Source organism: Micromonospora sp. NBRC 107095 (assembly GCF_030269705.1).
In the GTDB taxonomy this organism is placed as follows: Bacteria; Actinomycetota; Actinomycetes; order Mycobacteriales; family Micromonosporaceae; genus Micromonospora; species Micromonospora parva.
Genome location: NZ_BSTU01000007.1, coordinates 521,469 through 540,124 on the forward strand (window position 1 = coordinate 521,469; position 18,656 = coordinate 540,124).

At 70.6% G+C, this 18,656-nt stretch carries 14 protein-coding genes and 2 riboswitches; of the genes, 8 read left to right on the top strand and 6 right to left on the bottom strand.

Going from position 1 to position 18,656, the window contains the following annotated elements; translation table 11 throughout:
* The first annotated feature begins 205 nt into the window (after positions 1–205).
* Together QSK15_RS30680 and QSK15_RS30685 are read left to right on the top strand one after the other, a co-directional pair.
* Positions 206–5,818: a GH92 family glycosyl hydrolase gene (locus QSK15_RS30680; RefSeq protein ID WP_285797526.1), complete on the top strand. Its 5,613-nt coding sequence runs from the start codon at positions 206–208 to the stop codon at positions 5,816–5,818.
* A gap of 80 nt (positions 5,819–5,898) precedes the next feature.
* The gene (locus QSK15_RS30685) at positions 5,899–6,558 is read left to right on the top strand and encodes a phosphotransferase (protein ID WP_285797527.1); all 660 of its coding nucleotides are present in this window, start codon (positions 5,899–5,901) and stop codon (positions 6,556–6,558) included.
* Between the two features lie 63 nt (positions 6,559–6,621).
* On the opposite strand, the gene QSK15_RS30690 is transcribed toward QSK15_RS30685, so the two are convergent.
* Positions 6,622–7,254: a TetR/AcrR family transcriptional regulator gene (locus tag QSK15_RS30690; RefSeq protein ID WP_285797528.1), complete on the bottom strand. Its 633-nt coding sequence runs from the start codon at positions 7,252–7,254 to the stop codon at positions 6,622–6,624.
* Between the two features lie 233 nt (positions 7,255–7,487).
* Here QSK15_RS30690 and QSK15_RS30695 point away from each other — a divergent pair, with 233 nt between their 5' ends.
* On the top strand, positions 7,488–8,990 hold the full coding sequence (locus tag QSK15_RS30695; RefSeq protein WP_285797529.1) for an MFS transporter: 1,503 nt from the start codon (positions 7,488–7,490) through the stop codon (positions 8,988–8,990).
* A gap of 67 nt (positions 8,991–9,057) precedes the next feature.
* On the opposite strand, the gene QSK15_RS30700 is transcribed toward QSK15_RS30695, so the two are convergent.
* Genes QSK15_RS30700 through QSK15_RS30710 form a run of 3 tightly spaced genes read right to left on the bottom strand, consistent with a single transcriptional unit; the run spans position 9,058 to position 10,606 of the window.
* On the bottom strand, positions 9,058–9,648 hold the full coding sequence (locus QSK15_RS30700; RefSeq protein WP_285797530.1) for a histidine phosphatase family protein: 591 nt from the start codon (positions 9,646–9,648) through the stop codon (positions 9,058–9,060).
* On the bottom strand, positions 9,645–10,412 hold the full coding sequence (locus QSK15_RS30705; protein WP_285797531.1) for a CbtA family protein: 768 nt from the start codon (positions 10,410–10,412) through the stop codon (positions 9,645–9,647). Before QSK15_RS30705 ends, QSK15_RS30700 begins: the two co-directional genes overlap by 4 nt.
* Positions 10,403–10,606 carry a CbtB domain-containing protein gene (locus tag QSK15_RS30710; RefSeq protein ID WP_285797532.1) on the bottom strand — a complete coding sequence of 68 codons (204 nt, stop codon included), beginning with the start codon at positions 10,604–10,606 and terminating at the stop codon, positions 10,403–10,405. Before QSK15_RS30710 ends, QSK15_RS30705 begins: the two co-directional genes overlap by 10 nt.
* A gap of 58 nt (positions 10,607–10,664) precedes the next feature.
* A riboswitch (cobalamin riboswitch) is annotated at positions 10,665–10,737 on the bottom strand.
* Between the two features lie 451 nt (positions 10,738–11,188).
* Between QSK15_RS30710 and QSK15_RS30715 the strand changes: the two genes are divergently transcribed.
* From QSK15_RS30715 to QSK15_RS30735, 5 genes are all read left to right on the top strand, one after another.
* On the top strand, positions 11,189–11,596 hold the full coding sequence (locus QSK15_RS30715; RefSeq protein ID WP_285797533.1) for an amidohydrolase family protein: 408 nt from the start codon (positions 11,189–11,191) through the stop codon (positions 11,594–11,596).
* Positions 11,597–11,916: 320 nt separating this feature from the next.
* Positions 11,917–12,924 (top strand): ABC transporter permease, encoded by a 1,008-nt coding sequence (locus QSK15_RS30720; protein WP_285797534.1) that lies wholly within the window; start codon positions 11,917–11,919, stop codon positions 12,922–12,924.
* A 40-nt stretch (positions 12,925–12,964) separates the two neighbouring features.
* Positions 12,965–14,020: an ABC transporter substrate-binding protein gene (locus tag QSK15_RS30725; RefSeq protein ID WP_285797535.1), complete on the top strand. Its 1,056-nt coding sequence runs from the start codon at positions 12,965–12,967 to the stop codon at positions 14,018–14,020.
* Positions 14,020–14,838 carry an ATP-binding cassette domain-containing protein gene (locus QSK15_RS30730; RefSeq protein ID WP_285797536.1) on the top strand — a complete coding sequence of 273 codons (819 nt, stop codon included), beginning with the start codon at positions 14,020–14,022 and terminating at the stop codon, positions 14,836–14,838. Before QSK15_RS30725 ends, QSK15_RS30730 begins: the two co-directional genes overlap by 1 nt.
* Positions 14,835–15,854: an aldo/keto reductase gene (locus tag QSK15_RS30735; protein ID WP_285797537.1), complete on the top strand. Its 1,020-nt coding sequence runs from the start codon at positions 14,835–14,837 to the stop codon at positions 15,852–15,854. The genes QSK15_RS30730 and QSK15_RS30735 overlap by 4 nt, the downstream gene beginning before the upstream one ends.
* A gap of 4 nt (positions 15,855–15,858) precedes the next feature.
* Here QSK15_RS30735 and QSK15_RS30740 read toward each other — a convergent pair whose 3' ends face one another.
* Both QSK15_RS30740 and QSK15_RS30745 read right to left on the bottom strand, forming a co-directional pair.
* Positions 15,859–16,581 carry a FadR/GntR family transcriptional regulator gene (locus tag QSK15_RS30740; protein WP_285797538.1) on the bottom strand — a complete coding sequence of 241 codons (723 nt, stop codon included), beginning with the start codon at positions 16,579–16,581 and terminating at the stop codon, positions 15,859–15,861.
* Positions 16,582–16,588: 7 nt separating this feature from the next.
* The gene (locus QSK15_RS30745; protein WP_285797539.1) at positions 16,589–17,983 is read right to left on the bottom strand and encodes an enolase C-terminal domain-like protein; all 1,395 of its coding nucleotides are present in this window, start codon (positions 17,981–17,983) and stop codon (positions 16,589–16,591) included.
* Between the two features lie 287 nt (positions 17,984–18,270).
* Positions 18,271–18,487, top strand: a riboswitch (cobalamin riboswitch).
* The last annotated feature ends 169 nt before the right edge of the window (positions 18,488–18,656 follow it).

An 18,656-nucleotide genomic window follows, 5' to 3' on the forward strand; every position in this document is an offset into this window, starting at 1 on the left:
CGGTGCGGGCGGTGGCCGTTTCGAGGCGGTCAACCCGTTGACACGGCCGTGTTGCGCCCGGAACTATCAGCGGCAGTCCACTGCCCCGATCTTGTTGCTCACGACGTCTGATGACAACGATGTCAGGGCCCGACCCCCACCTGCTCCACACTGCCCAGACGTTCGACGTACTCGACCCCGTTCGAGTCGAAAGGCCCCGTCCCTCATGTCGCACAGACCACTTGCGAGCCCCCGTTCGCCCCGCCTGATCGCGGCGACGACAGCCGCCCTGCTACCGCTGGGCCTGCTCGTCGCCGCGCCCCTGGCCAACGCCGCGCCCCCGGCAACGCCGGGCACCTTCGCGTCCTCGTTCGAGTCCGCCGACCCCAAGCCCGCCACCAGCACCGTCGAGGTCGGCGCGAACGGAAAGCCGATCCAGGCCAACCTGAGCGGCACGGTCGCCACCCTGCCCGGCAGCCTGCTCGGCCAGGTCACCGCAGTGACCGCGAGCGACGAGTACCAGCCGCGAGAGATCGCCGCGAACCTCACCGACGACGACCCGTCGACCAAGTGGCTCGTGTTCGCCACCACCGGCTGGGTGACCTACCAGCTCGCCAAGCCGGCGAGGGTGGTCCGCTACTCGCTGACCGCGGCCAACGACGCGCCGACCCGCGACCCCAGGGACTTCGTCATCCAGGGGTCGAACGACGGCAGCACCTGGACCGACCTGGACAAGCGCACCGGCGAGAAGTTCAGTGGTCGCTTCGCGACCAACAGGTACAGCTTCACCAACCCGACCGCCTACAGCTTCTACCGGCTGAACGTCACCGCGAACTCCGGTGACACGCTCGTGCAGCTCGCCGACTGGAACATCAGCGACGGCTCGGATGTCCGCCCACCGACCACCCCCATGGTCAGCGTGGCCACCGCCGGCCCGAACGGCGGGTACACCACGAAGCCCGACGTCGGCTTCACCGGACTCGCCGCGCTGCGCTACGCCGGCGGCGCCCTGGCTGACGGCCGCTCGTACGGGACCAACAAGCTCTTCGACGTCACCATCCCGGTCGGGCCGAAGACCCGGCTGTCGTACAAGATCTTTCCGGAGTACACCGGCGGGGACGCCGGCTACCCGTCCACCTACGCCGCCGTCGACCTGCACTTCACCGACGGCAGCTACCTCAGTGGCCGCTCGCCCGCCGACCAGCACGGCAACCTGCTCACCGGCGCCGGGCAGGGCGCCTCGAAGGCGCTCTTCGCCGACCAGTGGAACCTGGTGCGGGCCGACCTCGGCACCATCGCGCGCGGCAAGACGATCGACCGCATCCTGCTCGCGTACGACAACCCCACGGCCACCGAGGGCACCCGGTTCCAGGGCTGGCTCGACGACATCGAGGTGGAGGGCTCGCCAGCGGCGATCGACGGCTCGAAGCTGACCAACTACGTCGACACCCGGCGGGGCACCAACTCGTCGATCGGCTTCTCGCGCGGCAACAACCTGCCGATCACCGCGGTCCCGAACGGCTTCAACTTCTTCACCCCGGTGACCGACGCGACCTCCGACTCGTGGGAGTACGAGTACCACCGCATCAACAACGCGGCCAACCTGCCGATGTTGCAGGGCCTCGCGATCTCCCACGAGCCGAGCCCGTGGATGGGTGACCGCAACCAGATGTCGGTGATGCCGGTCGTCGGCGGCGGTTCGCTGACCGGTCAGCCGGCGAGCCGCGCGGTCGCCTTCAGCCACGACGACGAGACCGCGCAACCGGACCTCTACCGGGTCACCCTGCAGAACGGCCTGGTCGCGGAGATGACGCCCACCGACCACGCCGGGATCATGCGGTTCACCTTCCCCGCCGGGCAGGCGGCCGGAAGCCTCGTCTTCCACAACGGCACCTTCACCATCGGCGCGGACGGCACGTTCACCGGATGGGTCGACAACGCGAGCGGCCTGTCGGCCGGCCAGTCCCGGATGTTCGTGTCCGGCGCGTTCGACCGGGCGCCGACGGCGAGCGCCGCGACGTCCGCCACCTTCGACGTCACCAAGAGCCGGGAGGTGACGATGCGCCTCGCGACGTCGTTCCTCTCCGTCGACCAGGCGCGCAAGAACCTCGACCTGGAGGTCACCGGTAGGAGCTTCGACCAGATCCACGCCGCCGCCACCGCCGCGTGGCAGGACCGGCTGGGCCGGGTCGAGGTGCGGGGCGCCAACGAGGCGCAGCTGGTCTCGATGTACTCGAACCTGTACCGGCTGAACGTCTACCCGAACTCGCAGTCGGAGAACACCGGTACCGCCGCCGCGCCGCGCTGGCAGTACGCGAGCCCGGTCTCGGCCCCGACCGGCACGTCGACAGCCACCCATACCGGCGCGAAGATCGTCGACGGCCAGATCTACGTCAACAACGGCTTCTGGGACACCTACCGCACCGTGTGGCCCGCCTACTCCCTGCTCTACCCGGACATCGCCGCCAAGATCTCCGACGGCTTCGTCCAGCACTACCGCGACGGCGGCTGGATCGCCCGCTGGTCTTCGCCCGGTTACTCCGACCTGATGACCGGCACCAGCGCCAACGTGGCCCTGGCCCAGGCGTACCTCACCGGGGTCAAGCTGCCCGACCCGCTCGCTGCGTACAACGCCGCCGTCAAGGACGCGACCGTCGCGTCCGGACGCCCCGAGGTCGGCCGCAAGGGCATCGAGAACTCTCTGTTCCTCGGCTACACGCCGACCTCCACCCCGGAGTCGGTGTCGTGGGCGCTGGAGGGCTACATCAACGACTACGGCATCGGCAACATGGGTGCGGCCCTGGCCAAGGACCCGGCCACGCCGAAGTCGGAGCGCGCCCGGCTCAAGGAGGAATCACGCTACTTCCTGGAGCGCGCCCGCAACTACGTGCACCTGTTCGACTCGAAGACGAAGCTCATGCAGGGCCGCGACGCCGCCGGCAACTTCCTCGCCGGTGACCCGTTGGACTGGGGTGGCGTCTACACCGAGACGAACGGGTGGAACTTCGCCTTCACCGCGCAGCAGGACGGTCAGGGCCTGGCCAACCTGCTCGGCGGGCAGAAGGCGCTGCGCGACAAGCTCGACACCTACTTCTCCACCCCGGAGAACGCCGACCGTCCCGGCGGTTACGGCGGCATCATCCACGAGATGGTGGAGGCCCGCGCGGTACGGATGGGGCAGCTCGGCATGAGCAACCAGCCGTCGCACCACATCCCGTACATGTACAACTTCGCCGGCGCGCCGTCGAAGACCCAGGAGGCGGTCCGGGAGATCCTGCGCCGCCTCTACGTCGGCAGCGAGATCGGCCAGGGCTATCTGGGCGACGAGGACAACGGCGAGATGTCGTCCTGGTACATCCTCAGCTCGCTGGGCATCTACCCGCTGCAGGCCGGGTCGTCCGAGTGGGCCATCGGCTCTCCGCAGTTCACCAGGATGACAGTGCACCGCAGCACCGGCGACATCGTCGTCAACGCCCCGAACAACAGCGTCGCGAACGTGTACGTGCAGGACGTCAAGGTCAACGGCAAGAAGCAGCGTGGCCTCTCCCTGGACGTGTCGGCGTTGGCCAGGGGCGGCACCATCGACTTCCAGATGGGCCCCAGGCCGTCGTCGTGGGGCAGCGGCAAGAACGACGCGCCGCCGTCGCTGACCAAGGGTGGCGAGGCGCCGAAGCCGTTGCAGGACGTCACCGGCCCCGGTCTCGGCACCGCGACCGCCACCGGCGGTCAGGACGCGTCGAAGCTCTTCGACGACTCGTCCACCTCGCAGCTGACCTTCACCTCGGCGACCCCGCAGATCACCTGGGCGTTCCGCGGTGGCAAGCAGAAGCCGACGTACTACACGGTCACCTCAGGGGCCGGCGCGGGCGACCCGGCGGACTGGCGCCTGCAGGGCTCCAACGACGGCCTCACCTGGACCACTGTGGATTCCCGTACGGACCAGGTGTTCGCGTGGCGCAACCAGACCCGCCCGTACTCGATCGACAAGCCGGGACGGTTCGCGCAGTTCCGCCTCGCCGTGACGAAGACCGTCGGCGCCGCGCAGACCAACCTCGCCGAGGTGGAGCTGCTGGCCGGGGGAGACCTCGACCTCGCGGGCGGCGACATCACCGTCACCGCCACCCAGGGCGTGCACGCGACCGCCGGCGTACCCGTCTCGGTGCCGCTGGCCACCGTCACCGGCGGTGACGCCAACGGCTACCAGGCCACCATCGACTGGGGTGACGGCACGCCGGTCACCGCCGGCACCGTGACGTTGAACTCGCGGGCCGTCTACCGCATCGGTGGGTCGCACACCTACAGCACGCCGGGTTACCACCAGGCGAACGTCACGGTGACCGACGGCGAGAGCCAGAGCTCCGCGACGGTCGGCGTCGAGGTGGCGTACGCCCCGGCCTCCGGTCTCACCGCCGCGTTCGACAACGTCTGCGTCGGTGACGAAGGGGTCCTCGCGGCGGACTGCGACGCCAAGTCGTGGGCGTACTCGCGGGCCGCCCTGGCGGCCGGCGGTGTGACCCAGGGGCAGCCGCAGCAGGTGCCCGGAACCGCCCTGCGGTACACCCTGCCGGTGATTCCGGCCGGGCGGCCGGACAACGCCACCGGTAACGGGGCGACTGTCGTGCTCGACCTTCCGCAGGACGCGAAGAGCATCTCGTTCATCGGCACCGGCACGCAGGGCAACCAGAGCACCACCGGTACGGCGACGTTCAGCGACGGCAGCACGGCCAGCGTTCCGATCCAGTTCAGCGACTGGACGCTGGGCGGCAACGCCAACGGCACCCCGTCGTACGGCAACGTCGTCGTCGCCCGGACGGCGTACCGACTGCACGGCACGAGCCGGGACGGCGCCCAGCCGTTCCTGTTCGCCACCGCGCCGTACCAGATTCCGGCGGGCAAGACGTTGGTGTCGGTGACCCTGCCGACGCAGACCGGCGATCCTCGCTCGGCGGGTCGGATCCACGTGTTCGCCGTGGCCAACGACGGCACGCCGGCCCCGGCGCTGGCGACCGTCGCCGGGAAGAACCAGACGGCGACCGCCGGGCAGGTCCTCGCGGCGAACCTCGGTACGGTGACCGGCGGTGTTCCCGGTACGACGGGCTACCGTGCCCGCGTCCAGTGGGGTGACGGCACCGTTCCGCAGGACGTGACGATCGGCGCGTCCGGCGCGATGAGCGGCACGCACACTTACGCCCGGGAGGGCACCTACACGGTGCGCGTCACCGCGTGGGACACCCTGTCGAGCAGCGCCGCGTCCTTCACCGTGACGGTGGTCCGGGGCGGGTCGCAGCCGGCGATCGCGCTCTCCGCGTCCGGCACGGTCAGCACCGGTGGTGCGATCACCGTCGAGGGCAGCGGCTTCGCCGCCGGCGAGCAGGTGACCGTCAGCGTCGGCACCGACCCGGGCCGGACCGCGAAGGTCGCGGCCTCCGCGACCGGAACGGTTCGCGCCTCGGTGCCGACCTCCGGTGATGCCGAGCCCGGCCGGTACGCCGTCACCGCGACGGGCGCGTCCTCGCGTACGCCGGCCACGGCCACCGTCCAGGTGACCGAGCGGGCGCAGGCGCGGACCTACCGGCCGAGGGTGGCGCTCCTGACCACCTCCGGGCCGCGCGGCACGTCGATCATGGTCGACGGTTCCGGGTTCGCTCCGAACGAGACGGTCACGATCACCTTCGGCGACGGGCTCGCGGTCAGCACCGTGCGCGCGAACGGTGACGGCGTCGTCTCCGGCGCGACGGTCAGCGTCACGGGTGCGGCGAAGGCGGGCGCGACCAGCGTCACGCTGAACGGCGTCACGTCGGCGACGACGGTGTCCCGACCGTTCACCGTCACCGGCTAGCACCGAGCCGGCGACAGCGCAGCCGGGTGGGGCGGGCCGTGATCACGGCCCGCCCCACCCCACTGTTAGCGTCGTCTGTCATGGCCGATCACGCGCTGCTCGCCTCGGGACGCGACGCCGATGTCTTCGCGCTCGACGAGTCACGGGTGCTGCGCCGCTACCGCCGGGGCGGGGAGACCGCCCCGGAGGCGGAGGTGATGGCGTATGTCGCGGCGGCCGGCTACCCGGTGCCCGTGGTGTACGACGCCCAGGGGCCCGATCTGGTGCTCGAACGGCTCGACGGAGAGACTCTCCTGGCGTCGATGCTCGCCGGGCGTACCGCCGTTGGCGCGGCGGCCGACCTGCTCGTGGGTCTGCACGAGCGACTGCACACCCTACCGGCCCGGTTCAGCGCCGATCCGGCGGATCGTGTCTTGCACCTCGACCTGCACCCACAGAACGTCATGATGACCTCGCGAGGGCCGGTGGTCATCGATTGGCGCAACGCCGCCGAAGGGCCGGCCGACCTGGACGTGGCCATGACCGCTCTCATTCTCGCCGAGGTGGCCGTCAGCCCGGACGCGCCGCTCGCCGATCGTGCCCGCGACGGCCTCGACGCCTTCGCGCGGCGGGTGCCGCGGCCTCGGGCCAGCCAACTGCGGGTGGCGCTGGACCGACGCCGGGTCGATCCCGCGCTCTCGGTGGTCGAGAAGTCCGCCCTGGACCGCGCCGCCGCACTGGTGCCCACCCGCGCGGGCTGACTCGGGGCCCGGACGCCGTGGCGCTCCGCGGCGGTGCGGTGAGCGGCGGAGGGTCGGTCGCGGTCAGCGGGGTGGCAGCAGCGCGTCGACCAGGTCGCGCAGCGGGGCGATCAGGTCCTGTTCGGTGGCGGAACTCAGGGGTTCCAGTCGGATCGACGATCGCAGCACCGCGACTCCGATGCCGGCGGCGAGGGCCATCTGGGCGCGCAGCAGGATCTGTTCGTTTCCCGGCTCGCCGGGCCGCCACCCGCGAGCCGCCGCCAGTTGTTCGCTGGAGCGGACCAGGACACCGCGCCGGATCTCGTCGGCCCCCGCGTCCCCGGATGACCGCAACAGCAGTGAGAGCTGGCTCGACAGGCCCGTCGCGCCGAGGTCGGCGATGTGTCGGGCGATGGCTTCGGGCATTCGGTCGGCGGAGGTCTGGCCGGTCGTTCGGCGCAGCTCGTCGCCCGCGGCCCGCAGGCACGCCTCGAACAGGCCTTCCTTGGACGTGAAGTAGCGGCTGATGAGCGCCACGTTGACGCCCGCGTCGTCGGCGATGTCCCGGACGGTCGTGGCGGCGTAACCGTCGCGGGCGAAGCGTTGCCGGGCGGCGTAGAGCAGCAGCTTCCGGGTCTCGGCCGCGTCCCGACGGCGACGCTGGGCCGGTTCGCCGGCGGTGTTGCCGGTCGCGGGGACAGGCGGCTCTGCTGTCACGACGCGGTACCTCCGGTTCGGTGCCGAGGGCGGCGGTGGTGCTGGCGACGGTGGTGCTCCGGAGCAGCCGTCCGGGTCAGTCGCGGGCTCCAGAAAGTAAACATATGTTGACTTGGTGGCTGGCGCAAGGCTCGGCGCGGGTCGCCATGGTGACGTAAACAACCGTTGACATGGCTCCTCGGCGGCGGATACTGGCAAGTCAGCAAACGTTTACATCTAGCTTCGGGGATTTCATGACCCACACCATCGAGGAGCCGACCCACCTCGACTCCGCGCCCGGCGTCGCCCCGCGCGCCAACGGCACCCTTCTGGTGCTGTACCTGTCGCTGGGCGGCCTGGCCTTCGCGGTGCTGCAGTCGCTGGTGGCGCCCGCGCTGTCGACAATCGGCAGGGACCTGGACGCCTCGACCGGAGAGATCAGCTGGGTCCTCACGGCGTACCTGTTGGCAGCCTCGGTGCTGACGCCGATTCTCGGCCGCCTCGGTGACATGGTCGGCAAGCGTCGGGTCCTCATCGGCGTCCTCGCGGCCCTCGCCGCGGGCACCCTGCTCGCCGCACTGGCCCCCAACCTGACCGTGCTGATCGTCGCCCGGGCGCTACAGGGAGCCGCCGGGGCGATCCTGCCCCTGTCGATCGGCATCGTCCGCGACCAACTGCCCCGGGAGAAGGTCGGCGTCACCGTCGGCCTGCTGTCGGCGATCTTCGGTGTCGGCGCCGGTGTCGGCATCGTGGCGGCGGGACCGATCGTGGAACACCTGTCGTGGCACTGGCTGTTCTGGCTGCCGCTGGCCCTCGTCGTCGTCGCGCTGCTCGGAGCCATCTTCGGGATGCCCGAGTCGCGGGTGCGCACGCCCGGCCGGCTCGACATGTTCGGCGCGGCCATCCTGTCGGTGTCGCTGGTCTCGCTGCTGCTGGCCGTGAGCAAGGGGCAGGGCTGGGGTTGGACCGAGCCGAAGACCATCGGCCTGTTCGTGCTCGGTGTTGTCGCGATGATCGTGTTCGTCCAGGTCGAGCTTCGGGTACGCGAGCCGCTCATCGACATGCGCCTGATGCGGATCCGCGGCGTCTGGGCCACCGACCTCGTCGCACTGATTCTCGGCTTCGCGATGTTCGGGACGTTCGTGCTCGTACCGACCCTGCTGCAACTCCCCGCCGCCACCGGGTACGGGTTCGGCAAGACGGTGTCCCAGGCGGGCGTCTTCCTGCTGCCCACCGTCCTCATGATGGTGGTCTTCGGACCGCTCGCGGGTCTGCTGGACCGTCGCTTCGGCCCCAAGGTCCCGATGTTCCTCGGCACGGTCCTGGTCGTCGTCGCATTCGCGCTGCCGGCACTTGCTCACGGCGCGACCTGGCAGGTGCTGCTCTCCGGGGTGCTCACCGGCGCCGGCATCGGCCTGGCGTTCGCCGCGATGTCCAACGCCATCATCGAGAGCGTCCCGGCCGGGCAGACCGGCGAGGCGAGCGGCGTCAACACCATCGCGCGCACCATCGGCAGCAGCATCGGCGCGGCGGTCGTCGCGGCCGTCATCACGTCGAACAGCACCCCGCAGGGGCTGCCCACCGACACGGCGTTCACCGCCGGCTTCTGGGTGTGCGCGGGCGTTGCCGTCCTGGCCGTCTTCGCGGCACTCGCTCTGCCCTCGGCGCGCCGCCGCCACGAACAGGCCGTCGCCGCCGGTGTCGACGACCTTCCGCCCGAGCCGGTCGAACTGCACCTGCCGCACCGGCACCACTGAACAGTCGCCCGACCCGCGAGGCCGTGTCCACCGTCTGGTGGGCACGGCCTGCGCCGTCGACCTCAGCTCAACCTGCTGCCGGCCCGGCCAGTCGGAGCTGCCAGCGGGTGCCCTGACTGGTGAGCCGGACGATCGCCAGCGGCTCCACGTCCACCTGCCGGTACGCCCCCGTCGGCAGGCCGAGCGCGTGCACCACCGCGACCCGGATCACCAGCGGGTGGGTGACAGCGACGATGCGCCGACCGGCGTCGCGCTGCCCGTCCAGCCAACGACCGACCCGGTCCCGCACCGCCGTGACGGACTCGCCGCCGTGCGGTGCGCTGTCCGGTGTGGACAGCCAGTCACGCAGCGCCTGCTGTCGCGTGCTGGCGATCTCCTGGAGCGGCCGGCCGGACCAGTCGCCGTAGTCGCAGTCGGCCAACGCCGCCTCGATCGTCGGCAGCAGACCGAGGGCGTCGGCGGTCTGTCGGGCCGCCGCCGCCGGGCTGGACAGGCAGGTGTCGGTCACGCCGAGGTGCCCACGCCGGTCCGGACCGGCCTGGGCGAGAGCGGCGCGCAGGCCGCCCTCGTCCAGGCCGTCGTCCGGTCCGCCGAAGTGGGCCCGGCGCAGCGCGGCGGTGTGACCGTGGGCGACCAGCCGAAGGCTGGTGGCCCTCACGTGCCCGGCAGCGCGGTGGCGGCCCGGCGACGCCGCTCGTGGTGCATCAGGGCCGCGAAGAGCAGGCCGATGCCGGTCCAGAGCACGACCTGGGTGCCGAGCGAGGCCATCCGGAAGTTCCACAGCAGGGTCGCGGGGAAGGTCGCCGGAACCTCCTCGAAGGACGGCATCACCACGTACGCCACTGCCGTGACCAGCAGGAATCCACCCACCGCCGCAGCGGCGCGCAGCCACGGCGGGGCCTGCGCGCCGACCGACCGGTAGCCCAGCGAGCCGGCCCACACGGCCACCAGCCCGAGCACCACCATCAACAGGTAGGTGACGGTCCGTTGGTCGATGGTGGCCGGATCGCCGACCGCCGGTGGGTTCGCCGGGTACTTGAGGAACGGCACGATCACCACACCGAGCAGCGCCGCACCGGCCAGCAGCAGACCCGACCGACCGTCGTCCTCGGCGCGCCGCCGACGGGACAGCAGAACGTACGCCGTGGCCAGCAGGCCACCCATCGCGGCCCCGAACAGGCCGGTGGCCAGGAACAGACCGCCGCGCTGACCCGTCCGGCTGACCAGGGCCTCCCCGTGATCGTGGGCACCCACCGCGGGCTCGGCGTGCGTCGCGGCCTCCTCGATGGCGATGGCCGCCTCGACGTGCGGCTCGCCGGCCACGTACGCGAACCCCCCGGCGAGCAGGCCGGCGATCAGACCGGCGAGCAGACCGCGGACGAGGACGGCGAGGAACGGGGGAGTGGTGGGGTTCAGTGGCACGGGACGCCCAGCAGGTGCCGGCCGTCGTGCATCAGCTCGTGCAGGTACGTCCCGCTGCGCGACACCGCTCCCTGGTCGAAGGCGACGAGATAGGTCACCAGGGCGAGTACGGCAACGGTTGCCAGGGCCGTCCACAGTAGACGGGTGCTGCCGGCGGGGTGCACCACCGGCTGGCTGGAAGCGGAGCTGGACATGAATACACGAACCTCCCCGGGGATGACGCGTCCCCATCGCAAGGCTGCGGACGACCGAGCGTCCTGGCTCGCGGCCCCCGTCGGGGAGCCGCTCACAGTGGCGCGACCGCGCCGGATTCACACCGGCTTCCCTCGCGTCGCCGCAGATAGTGGCTCGACGGTATCGGTGCGACCCCGGGCGGTCAACCCGGCCCCTGGGCACCGACGGTGTCACCGAACCGGGGTGTCGATTGGGTCGGAGCGATAGCGGGGCAGGGGGGATTCGTCAGACCAAAAGACGACTGTGTCGGGAGCTGGCCGTACCGCGCGAGCGCCATCTGTGAACAGTCTGTTACCGCTAACATGGTCAATCTGCCAGATCGGTGGTGTGTCTCCGGGTGACCCGGTGGGGTTCGATCAGTGGCTGGGGCGGGGTGTGGGCTGGACGTGACGGCACCGGGACGGCTCCGATGACAACGGGCGCCGCCACCTGGTCCAGTCCGAACCCGACCCGACCTATCTCGACCGTCCCGAGGTACGGCGGGGCATCGCCGCTGTCGGTGCCGCCGGTCTCGCCTTCGACCTCCTGGTGCGTCCGCACCGGTGCCGGCGGCCACCCGGCTCGCCCGCGACCTTCCCCCGGTGCGGTTCGTCCTCGACCACCTCGGCAAGCCCTCGCTCGGGCGGGCCGATCTCAATGACTGGCGCCGTGACCCACGGGCTCTGGCGGCCGAGCCCAACACGACGGCGAAGCTCTCCGGCCTGGTGACCGAGGTGGAGGGTGGTTCCTGGATGGCCGCCGACCTGCGGCCCGCCGTCGAGCACACCCTCGACGTGTTCGGGCCGGACCGGCTGATGTTCGGCTCGGACTGGCCGGTGTGCCTGCTCGTCACCTCGTACGTCCGCTGGGTCGCGGTCCTCGGCGACCTGTTGGCCCCGCTGTCCGACGACGAGCGGGCGGCGAACTGGCAGCGGACCGCCTCCCGGGTGTACCGGTTGGCCCCGTCCTGAGTTGAGCAGTGGCTTCCGAGCTGGCGACATAGCGTGTTATCGATAACATGCTAGCGGCGGCGGCCGATGTCGGGTGGTCAGATGTATGCCTCCGGCTGTGCAGGTAACGATGACAAAACATGCCCGCAAGACCTTGGCAACATACGTGAATGCGTGGCAAGGTAACGCCTGATCGTGGGAAACATCCGATCTATCTCTGAGGTTGTGCGGGCACTTGGCCGTACCGACAGCTGAGCGGGTCGGTCGCTCACAGGCGTTCGGCTCGTCGGCGGGGTCCTCGTCGGGGGCCGGCGCCACGCTTGGGGAGGTCAGGTCCGACGATGAGTAGCGTCGAGGCAACCGCCGGCACGCAGCGCGGCGAGCTCAGCGACTGGTTTCGCGAACGCGTCTCCCACGCCGTCTCCGAGTTCACCGCCGCCACCGCGTTGGTCGTCCTGTTCATCGCCCTGACCTTCGCGAGCCCATACTTCCTGACGGCTGACAACCTCTTCAACATCGGGGCGCAGACGGCGGTGATCGCCATCATCGCCACCGCCCAGACGATGGTCATCATCACGAAGGGCATCGACCTGTCCGTCGGGTCGGTCGCCGCCCTTGCCGGCGTGCTGGGCGCGATGGTCGTGCGTGACCTCGGCTTCTCGCTCTGGGCGGCCACGGCGGTCGCGATCGGCGTCGGCGCGCTGGCCGGACTGCTGAACGGGCTGCTGGTGACGGTGGCCCGGATCCCGCCGTTCATCGCGACGTTGGGAACCATGTCCGTGGGCCGCGGCCTCGTCTTCATCATCACCGGAGCGGTCGGCGTCTACGGTCTGCCCCGATCCTTCCAACTGCTCGGCAACGGGGAGATCCTCGGCATTCCGTTCGCCGTGGTGATCACCATCCTGGTCGCGGTCGGGGTCGCCTTCCTGCTCTCCCAGACCCGCTTCGGTCAGTACACGTACGCGATGGGCTCCAACCTGGAGGCGGCCCGCCGCTCCGGCATCCGGGTGGGGCGGCACCTGACCGGGGTGTACGTGCTGGCCGGCGTGCTGGTCGGGCTGGGCGGCATGATCGCCGCCTCCCGGGTCAACTCCGGTCAGCCCAACTACGGCATCTCGCTGGAGCTCGACGTCATCGCCGCCGCAGTCATCGGCGGAGCCAGCCTGTTCGGCGGGCAGGGCCGGATCGTCGGGACCATCATCGGCGCGTTCCTCATCGCCCTGGTCCGCAACGGCGCCGTCCTGCTCGACATCAGCATCCACTACCAGCAGGTGATCGTCGGCGTGATCATCTGGGCCGCCGTCTACTTCGACCAGTACCGCCGCCGGCGGCTGGAATCACGGGGTTGACATGCCATTCCGAGAGTCCGAACGAGGAAGGACACACACCATGGCACACACCACCACCAGCCGGCGGACGCGAGGCCGACTCCTGCGCGCGCAGGCGATCCTGGCCGCCGCCGCGGCGACCGCTCTGCTCAGCGCCTGCGGCGGGGTCGAGGTCCGCGACGGCGGCGGCGACGGCGCGACCAAGGACGCGAGCGGTCCGTTGAAGCTCGCCGTCGTGCCGAAGGCGGTCGGGGCCGACTACTGGAACACCGTCAAGGCGGGCGCGGAGTGCGCCGCGCAGCGCGCGGGGGACGTCACCGTCCAGTGGGACGGGGTGACCACCGAGACCGACGTCGAGGGCCAGGTCAACCTGATCCAGAACTTCGTCACCAAGAAGGTCGACGGCATCGTCTACGCGGCGACCGACTCCAGCGCGCTGGCGCCGGCGACCGACAAGGCGCTCGGCGCCAACATCCCGGTCGCCATGATCGACTCTGGCACCAGCCCGCAGCCGTCGAGTGTGCCTCTCTTCGCCACCGACAACCGGGCGTCGGCGACCGAGGCGGCGAAGATGCTCGCCACCGAACTCGGGCCCGGCAACCACGAGGTGGCGCTGGTCGAGTTCCAGCCCGGATCGCAGACCAACACCGAGCGGGTCGACGGCTTCAAGGCCGGCCTGGCCCAGTACCCCAACCTGAAGCTGGTCGGCCAGCAGCCGAGCAAGAGCGACGTCAACGAGGCCCGACGGGTCACCGAGAACATCCTCACCGCCAACCCCAACCTGAAGGGTGTCTTCGCCGCCAACGAGCCGAGCGTGCTCGGTGCCGCGCAGGCCATCCAGGCCGCCGGCAAGTCCGGCAAGGTGGTCATCATCGGCTGGGACGCGGCCCCGGACGAGATCGCCGGGGTACGCAACGGCCAGATCTCGGCGCTGGTCGTGCAGAACCCGTTCAAGATGGGCTACTTCGGCGTCGACAAGATGGTCAAGCACCTCCGGGACAAGGCGCCGCTGGCATCGGCCGACACCGGCGTCACGTTCGTCACCAAGGAGAACATCGACTCGGCGGAGATCAAGGCGGTGCTCGAGCCCAGCTGCGCCAACCCGCCGGTGCAGTGATGGGCGTGAACCCCACGGCCACCGCGACCAGCGACCAGCAACCCACCGACGCGGAGCCGCCGGTCCTCGAAGCCCGCGGCATCGTCAAGCGGTTCGGGCACGTCGAGGCGTTGCGGGGGGCCGACTTCACCGTCCGCCGGGGCGAGGTCGTCGCGTTGATCGGTGACAACGGCGCCGGGAAGAGCACCCTGATCAAGACCTTGTCCGGTGTGCATCCGCCGGATGAGGGCGAGATCCTGATCGGCGGCCGTCCGGTCCAGTTCTCCACCCCGGTCGATGCCCGCCGGGCCGGGGTGGAGACCGTCTACCAGGATCTCGCCGTCGCCGACGACCTGAGCGTGGCCGCCAACCTGTATCTCGGCCGGGAGATCCTGCGCTCCGGGCCACTCGGTCGGCTCGGCCTGCTCGACAAGCGCGCCATGCGGCAGGGTGCCGCCGCCGCCCTCGACGAACTGGGCGTACGGATTCCCCGGGTGACCACCCCGATCGCCATGCTCTCCGGTGGACAGCGGCAGTGCGTGGCGGTCGCCCGCGCCATCATCTGGGCGACCAACGTGGTCATCCTCGACGAGCCCACCGCGGCGCTGGGAGTGGTCCAGACCGGGCGGGTGCTCGACGTGGTCCGACGGGCCCGCGACGCCGGCATGTCGGTGGTGCTGGTGAGCCACAACATGCCGCAGGTGCTCGACATCGCCGACCGGGTCGAGGTGCTGCGCCTCGGCCGGCGGGCCGCCCAACTGCGCGCCGACGAGACCACCACCGACGAGCTGGTCGCGGCGATGACCGGCAGCACCGGTGTGGATCGGGGTGAGCGGTGACGGCGGCCGTGCACCGGGGTGCGCGCGGTCGCACCCGGTGGGCGGGCTGGGCCGCCGCCGGGTCGCAGCCGCGGCTGAGCGCGCTGGGCTTCGGCGCCGCACAGGGCGGCAACCTGTACCGGGCGACGTCGGATGAGCAGTTCGCCGCCGCTGTGGACACCGCCTGGGCGGGCGGCATCCGGTACTTCGACACCGCGCCGCACTACGGGCTGGGGCTGTCGGAGCGGCGGTTGGGCGCCGCCCTGCGCTCCCGCCCGCGCGACGAGTACGTGGTGTCGACGAAGGTCGGCCGGCTGCTCGTGCCGTCACCGGAGGCGGCGCACCGACGGGACCCGGAGGGTTTCGACGTTCCCGCCGATCATCGCCGGGTCTGGGACTTCAGCCGGGACGGCGTGCGCCGTTCGCTGGAGGCGAGCCTTCGGCGTACTGGCCTGGACCGGATCGACGTGGTGTATCTCCATGATCCGGACGAGCACTGGGAGCAGGCCGCGTACGAGGCCCTCCCGGCGTTGGTGGAGCTGCGCGAGCAGGGCGTGATCGGTGCCGTCGGTGCCGGCATGAACCAGTCCGCGATGCTGGCCCGGTTCGTGGCCGAGACCGACGTGGACGTGGTGATGTGCGCCGGTCGGTACACGCTGCTGGAGCAGGGCGCGTTGACCGACCTGCTGCCTGCCGCGCAGGCCCGCCACGTCGGTGTGGTGGTCGCCGGGGTCTACAACTCCGGGTTGCTGGCCCGGGACATGCCGCCGACCGACGCCGTCTACGACTACCGGCAGGCGCCGGCGGAGGTGATCGACCAGGCCCGCCGGATAGCGCGGGTCTGCCAGGCGTACGGCGTCACGTTGCCCCAGGCGGCGCTGGCGTTCGTCCGTCGCCACCCGGCCGTGGTGTCGACGGTGGTCGGCATGCGGGACGAGGCCCAGGTGACCGAGACCCTGCGCCGGGCTGACGTCGACGTCCCCGATCAGCTCTGGGCGGCCCTGTACGACGAGGGGTTGCTCGACGTGCAGTCGTGAACGGTCACGAGCGGGCCGTCTCGATGGCCGCGTCGGTGTCGTCGGGCAACCCCTGCAACGACTCCTCCACGCCGATCAGGTGGTTGGCCATCCTGGTGCGGGCCCGCTCCGGGTCGCGCGCCACGAGGGCCTTCAGGATCGCCACATGTTCGTCGTGGGTCCGCAGGTCCGCGCCCTCCTCGTGCAGGCTGCGCCAGAGCCGGCTGCGGATGGTGCGCCCGGCGAAGGCCTCGATCAGGCCGACGAGCACCGGATTCTCGGCGTGCACGGCGATGATCCGGTGGAAGGCGATGTCGATTTCCATGATTCGCTCGTGGTCCTGCGGCGACTGGCCGACCAGCCGGGCCGCCTCGTCGAGCAGGTCCCCCGCCTGAGCCAGCGCCTCGTCGGTGATCCTGGTGGCCGCCAACCGGGCGGCCTCGCACTCCAACAGTCGCCGGACGGTGTGGATGTGCCGCGGGTCGCCCTGACCCTGGAAGTCGACCACGAAACCCATCGGGGCCAGCAGTTGCGGGGCGTCGAGGTTGGTGACGTAGGTGCCGTCGCCCTGGCGGATGTTGACGATGCCGAGGATCGACAGCGCCGACATCCCCTCGCGCAGCGAGCCCCGTGAGACGCCGAGCGACTCCGCGAGGTCCTTCTCGATGGGTAGCCGGTCACCGGGCCGGAACTGCCCTTCGAGGATCATCCGTTTGATGCCGTTGACCACTTCGTCTGTGCGAGACATGCTTCCCCTAGCGGCCGACGGGGGTGGCCTGTCCACCCGCGATCACGTACGCCTCCGGAGATGACACGGTAGTCGGGTCCGCCGCGGCCCAGTAGTGGCCGTCGGGAAACCGGTAGAGCGTGACCGACTCGGGACGCATCCGGGTGGAGTAGCCGGGTTGGCTGGGCAGGACGTAACCGCTTCCCGAGCCGGTGTCGCGGATGATGCACGGGTCGGTGAAGTGCTCGTGCAGGTGGTCGACGAACTCGGTGACCCGGTTGGTGAGGTCCCCCGAGATCGCCACGTAGTCGAGCACCGAGACGTGTTGGACCATCTCGCACAGCCCGACTCCGCCGGCGTGGGGGCACACCGGGATGTCGAACTTCGCGGCGAGCAGCAGCACGGCGACGATCTCGTTGATGCTGGCCAGCCTGCCGGTGTCCAACTGGCAGAAGTCGATGGCCTCGGCCTGGAACAGCTGCTTGAACATCACCCGGTTGTGGCAGTGCTCGCCGGTGGCCACGCCGATCGGAGCGACGGCACGGCGGACGGCGGCGTGGCCGAGGATGTCGTCGGGGCTGGTCGGCTCCTCGATCCAGAGCGGCTTGAACTTGGCGAGAGCGGTGACCCACTCGATGGCCTGGCCGACATCCCACACCTGGTTGGCGTCGATCATCAGGTTGCGGTCCGGGCCGAGGATCTCCCGGGCGATCGCGCAGCGGCGGATGTCGTCGTCGAGGTTGGCGCCGACCTTGAGCTTGACGTAGCCGTAGCCGCTGTCCACCGCCTCCTGGCACAGCCGGCGCAGCTTGTCGTCGCCGTAGCCGAGCCAGCCCGCCGAGGTGGTGTAGGCGGGGTAGCCGGTCCGGTCGAGCTCGGCGAGGCGGTCGGCCTTCGTGCTCTCCTTGGCGCGCAGGATGGCCAGCGCCTCGTCCCGGGTCAGGGCGTCGGACAGGTAGCGCAGGTCCGCGATGTCGACGAGTTGCTCGGGGGACATGTCGGTGAGCAGTCGCCACAGTGGCTTGTCGGCGACCCGGGCGGCCAGGTCCCACGACGCGTTCAGCACGGCCGCCAGCGACAGGTGGACGACGCCCTTCTCGGGGCCGAGCCAGCGCAGCTGAGAGTCGGAGGTCAGGAGGCGGTAGACGGCGCCCATGTCCGCCGCCATCGTCGCCACGTCCAGGCCCACGAGAAGCTGTGCCTGGTGGACCGCCGCCGCCGCGACGATGTCGTTGCCACGGCCGATGGTGAAGGTCAGCCCGTGCCCCGCGAGCGGCGCGCCCGCGCCGTCGACGCCGTCGGTGTGCAGCACGACGTAGGCCGCCGAGTAGTCGCCGTCCTTGTTCATGGCGTCTGACCCGTCAGCGGTCAGGGAGGTGGGGAAGCGGACGTCCTCGACGGTGACGGCAGTGATCTGCGGCATGCGCTCCTCGCCCGGCTAGGCTAAAGATCAGATGATCACTGGGAGTATACGGACGGCTCCTCGGGTGCGTCAACGTTGTCGATCACTACGGACGTGCAGACATATGATGTTTGCGTGGGGTGTCGACCCACTGACCATTGTCGACACCGACGCGGAGAATCGTGCCCCCGGTGTCGGCGTCGTCCGGCGCGGCGCGCGCGGCCCGGGTGGTGACGGTGGTCACCGCGCTGGCCGCCGACACGCCCGAGACCGACATGTGGGGTGTGACAACGGCTGCGTCCCTATATATGGTGTCGAGCGCAGCTGGTTCGGCCGCTCATCCGGCGCGGTCGAGGCAACAGGGAACCCGGTGGAAATCCGGGACTGTCCCGCAGCGGTGAGTGGGAACGACCGCCGTCATCAGCACTGGGCCACCCATCGGCCTGGGAAGCGACGGCCACTAGGAGACCGGCGAGCCCGGTCGTGCCCGCGAGTCCGAAGACCTGCCAGCGCGCCGCGTACCCGCATCCGGGTGCGCGGCGGTCCGAGGCCGCGTGGGACGGCTGACGCCACCTGATCCCACGCCGCGCCGGCGTGGCGTCCGTCGGTGTCTGTCTCCTCGCGTCCGGGCCACCAGGTCTCGAACTCCGAGGAGCGAGTGGTGACAGTCACCCAGGTAGTCCCGGTCAGCGCC

What these genes read in the sequence shown, in the direction of transcription:
- QSK15_RS30740 (WP_285797538.1), bottom strand. Translation starts at nt 16,581, where the DNA reads ATGTCTCGCACAGACGAAGTGGTCAACGGCATCAAACGGATGATCCTC.
- QSK15_RS30725 (WP_285797535.1), top strand. Translation starts at nt 12,965, where the DNA reads ATGGCACACACCACCACCAGCCGGCGGACGCGAGGCCGACTCCTGCGC.
- QSK15_RS30720 (WP_285797534.1), top strand. Translation starts at nt 11,917, where the DNA reads ATGAGTAGCGTCGAGGCAACCGCCGGCACGCAGCGCGGCGAGCTCAGC.
- QSK15_RS30710 (WP_285797532.1), bottom strand. Translation starts at nt 10,606, where the DNA reads ATGTCCAGCTCCGCTTCCAGCCAGCCGGTGGTGCACCCCGCCGGCAGC.
- QSK15_RS30695 (WP_285797529.1), top strand. Translation starts at nt 7,488, where the DNA reads ATGACCCACACCATCGAGGAGCCGACCCACCTCGACTCCGCGCCCGGC.
- QSK15_RS30685 (WP_285797527.1), top strand. Translation starts at nt 5,899, where the DNA reads ATGGCCGATCACGCGCTGCTCGCCTCGGGACGCGACGCCGATGTCTTC.
- QSK15_RS30730 (WP_285797536.1), top strand. Translation starts at nt 14,020, where the DNA reads ATGGGCGTGAACCCCACGGCCACCGCGACCAGCGACCAGCAACCCACC.
- QSK15_RS30745 (WP_285797539.1), bottom strand. Translation starts at nt 17,983, where the DNA reads ATGCCGCAGATCACTGCCGTCACCGTCGAGGACGTCCGCTTCCCCACC.
- QSK15_RS30680 (WP_285797526.1), top strand. Translation starts at nt 206, where the DNA reads ATGTCGCACAGACCACTTGCGAGCCCCCGTTCGCCCCGCCTGATCGCG.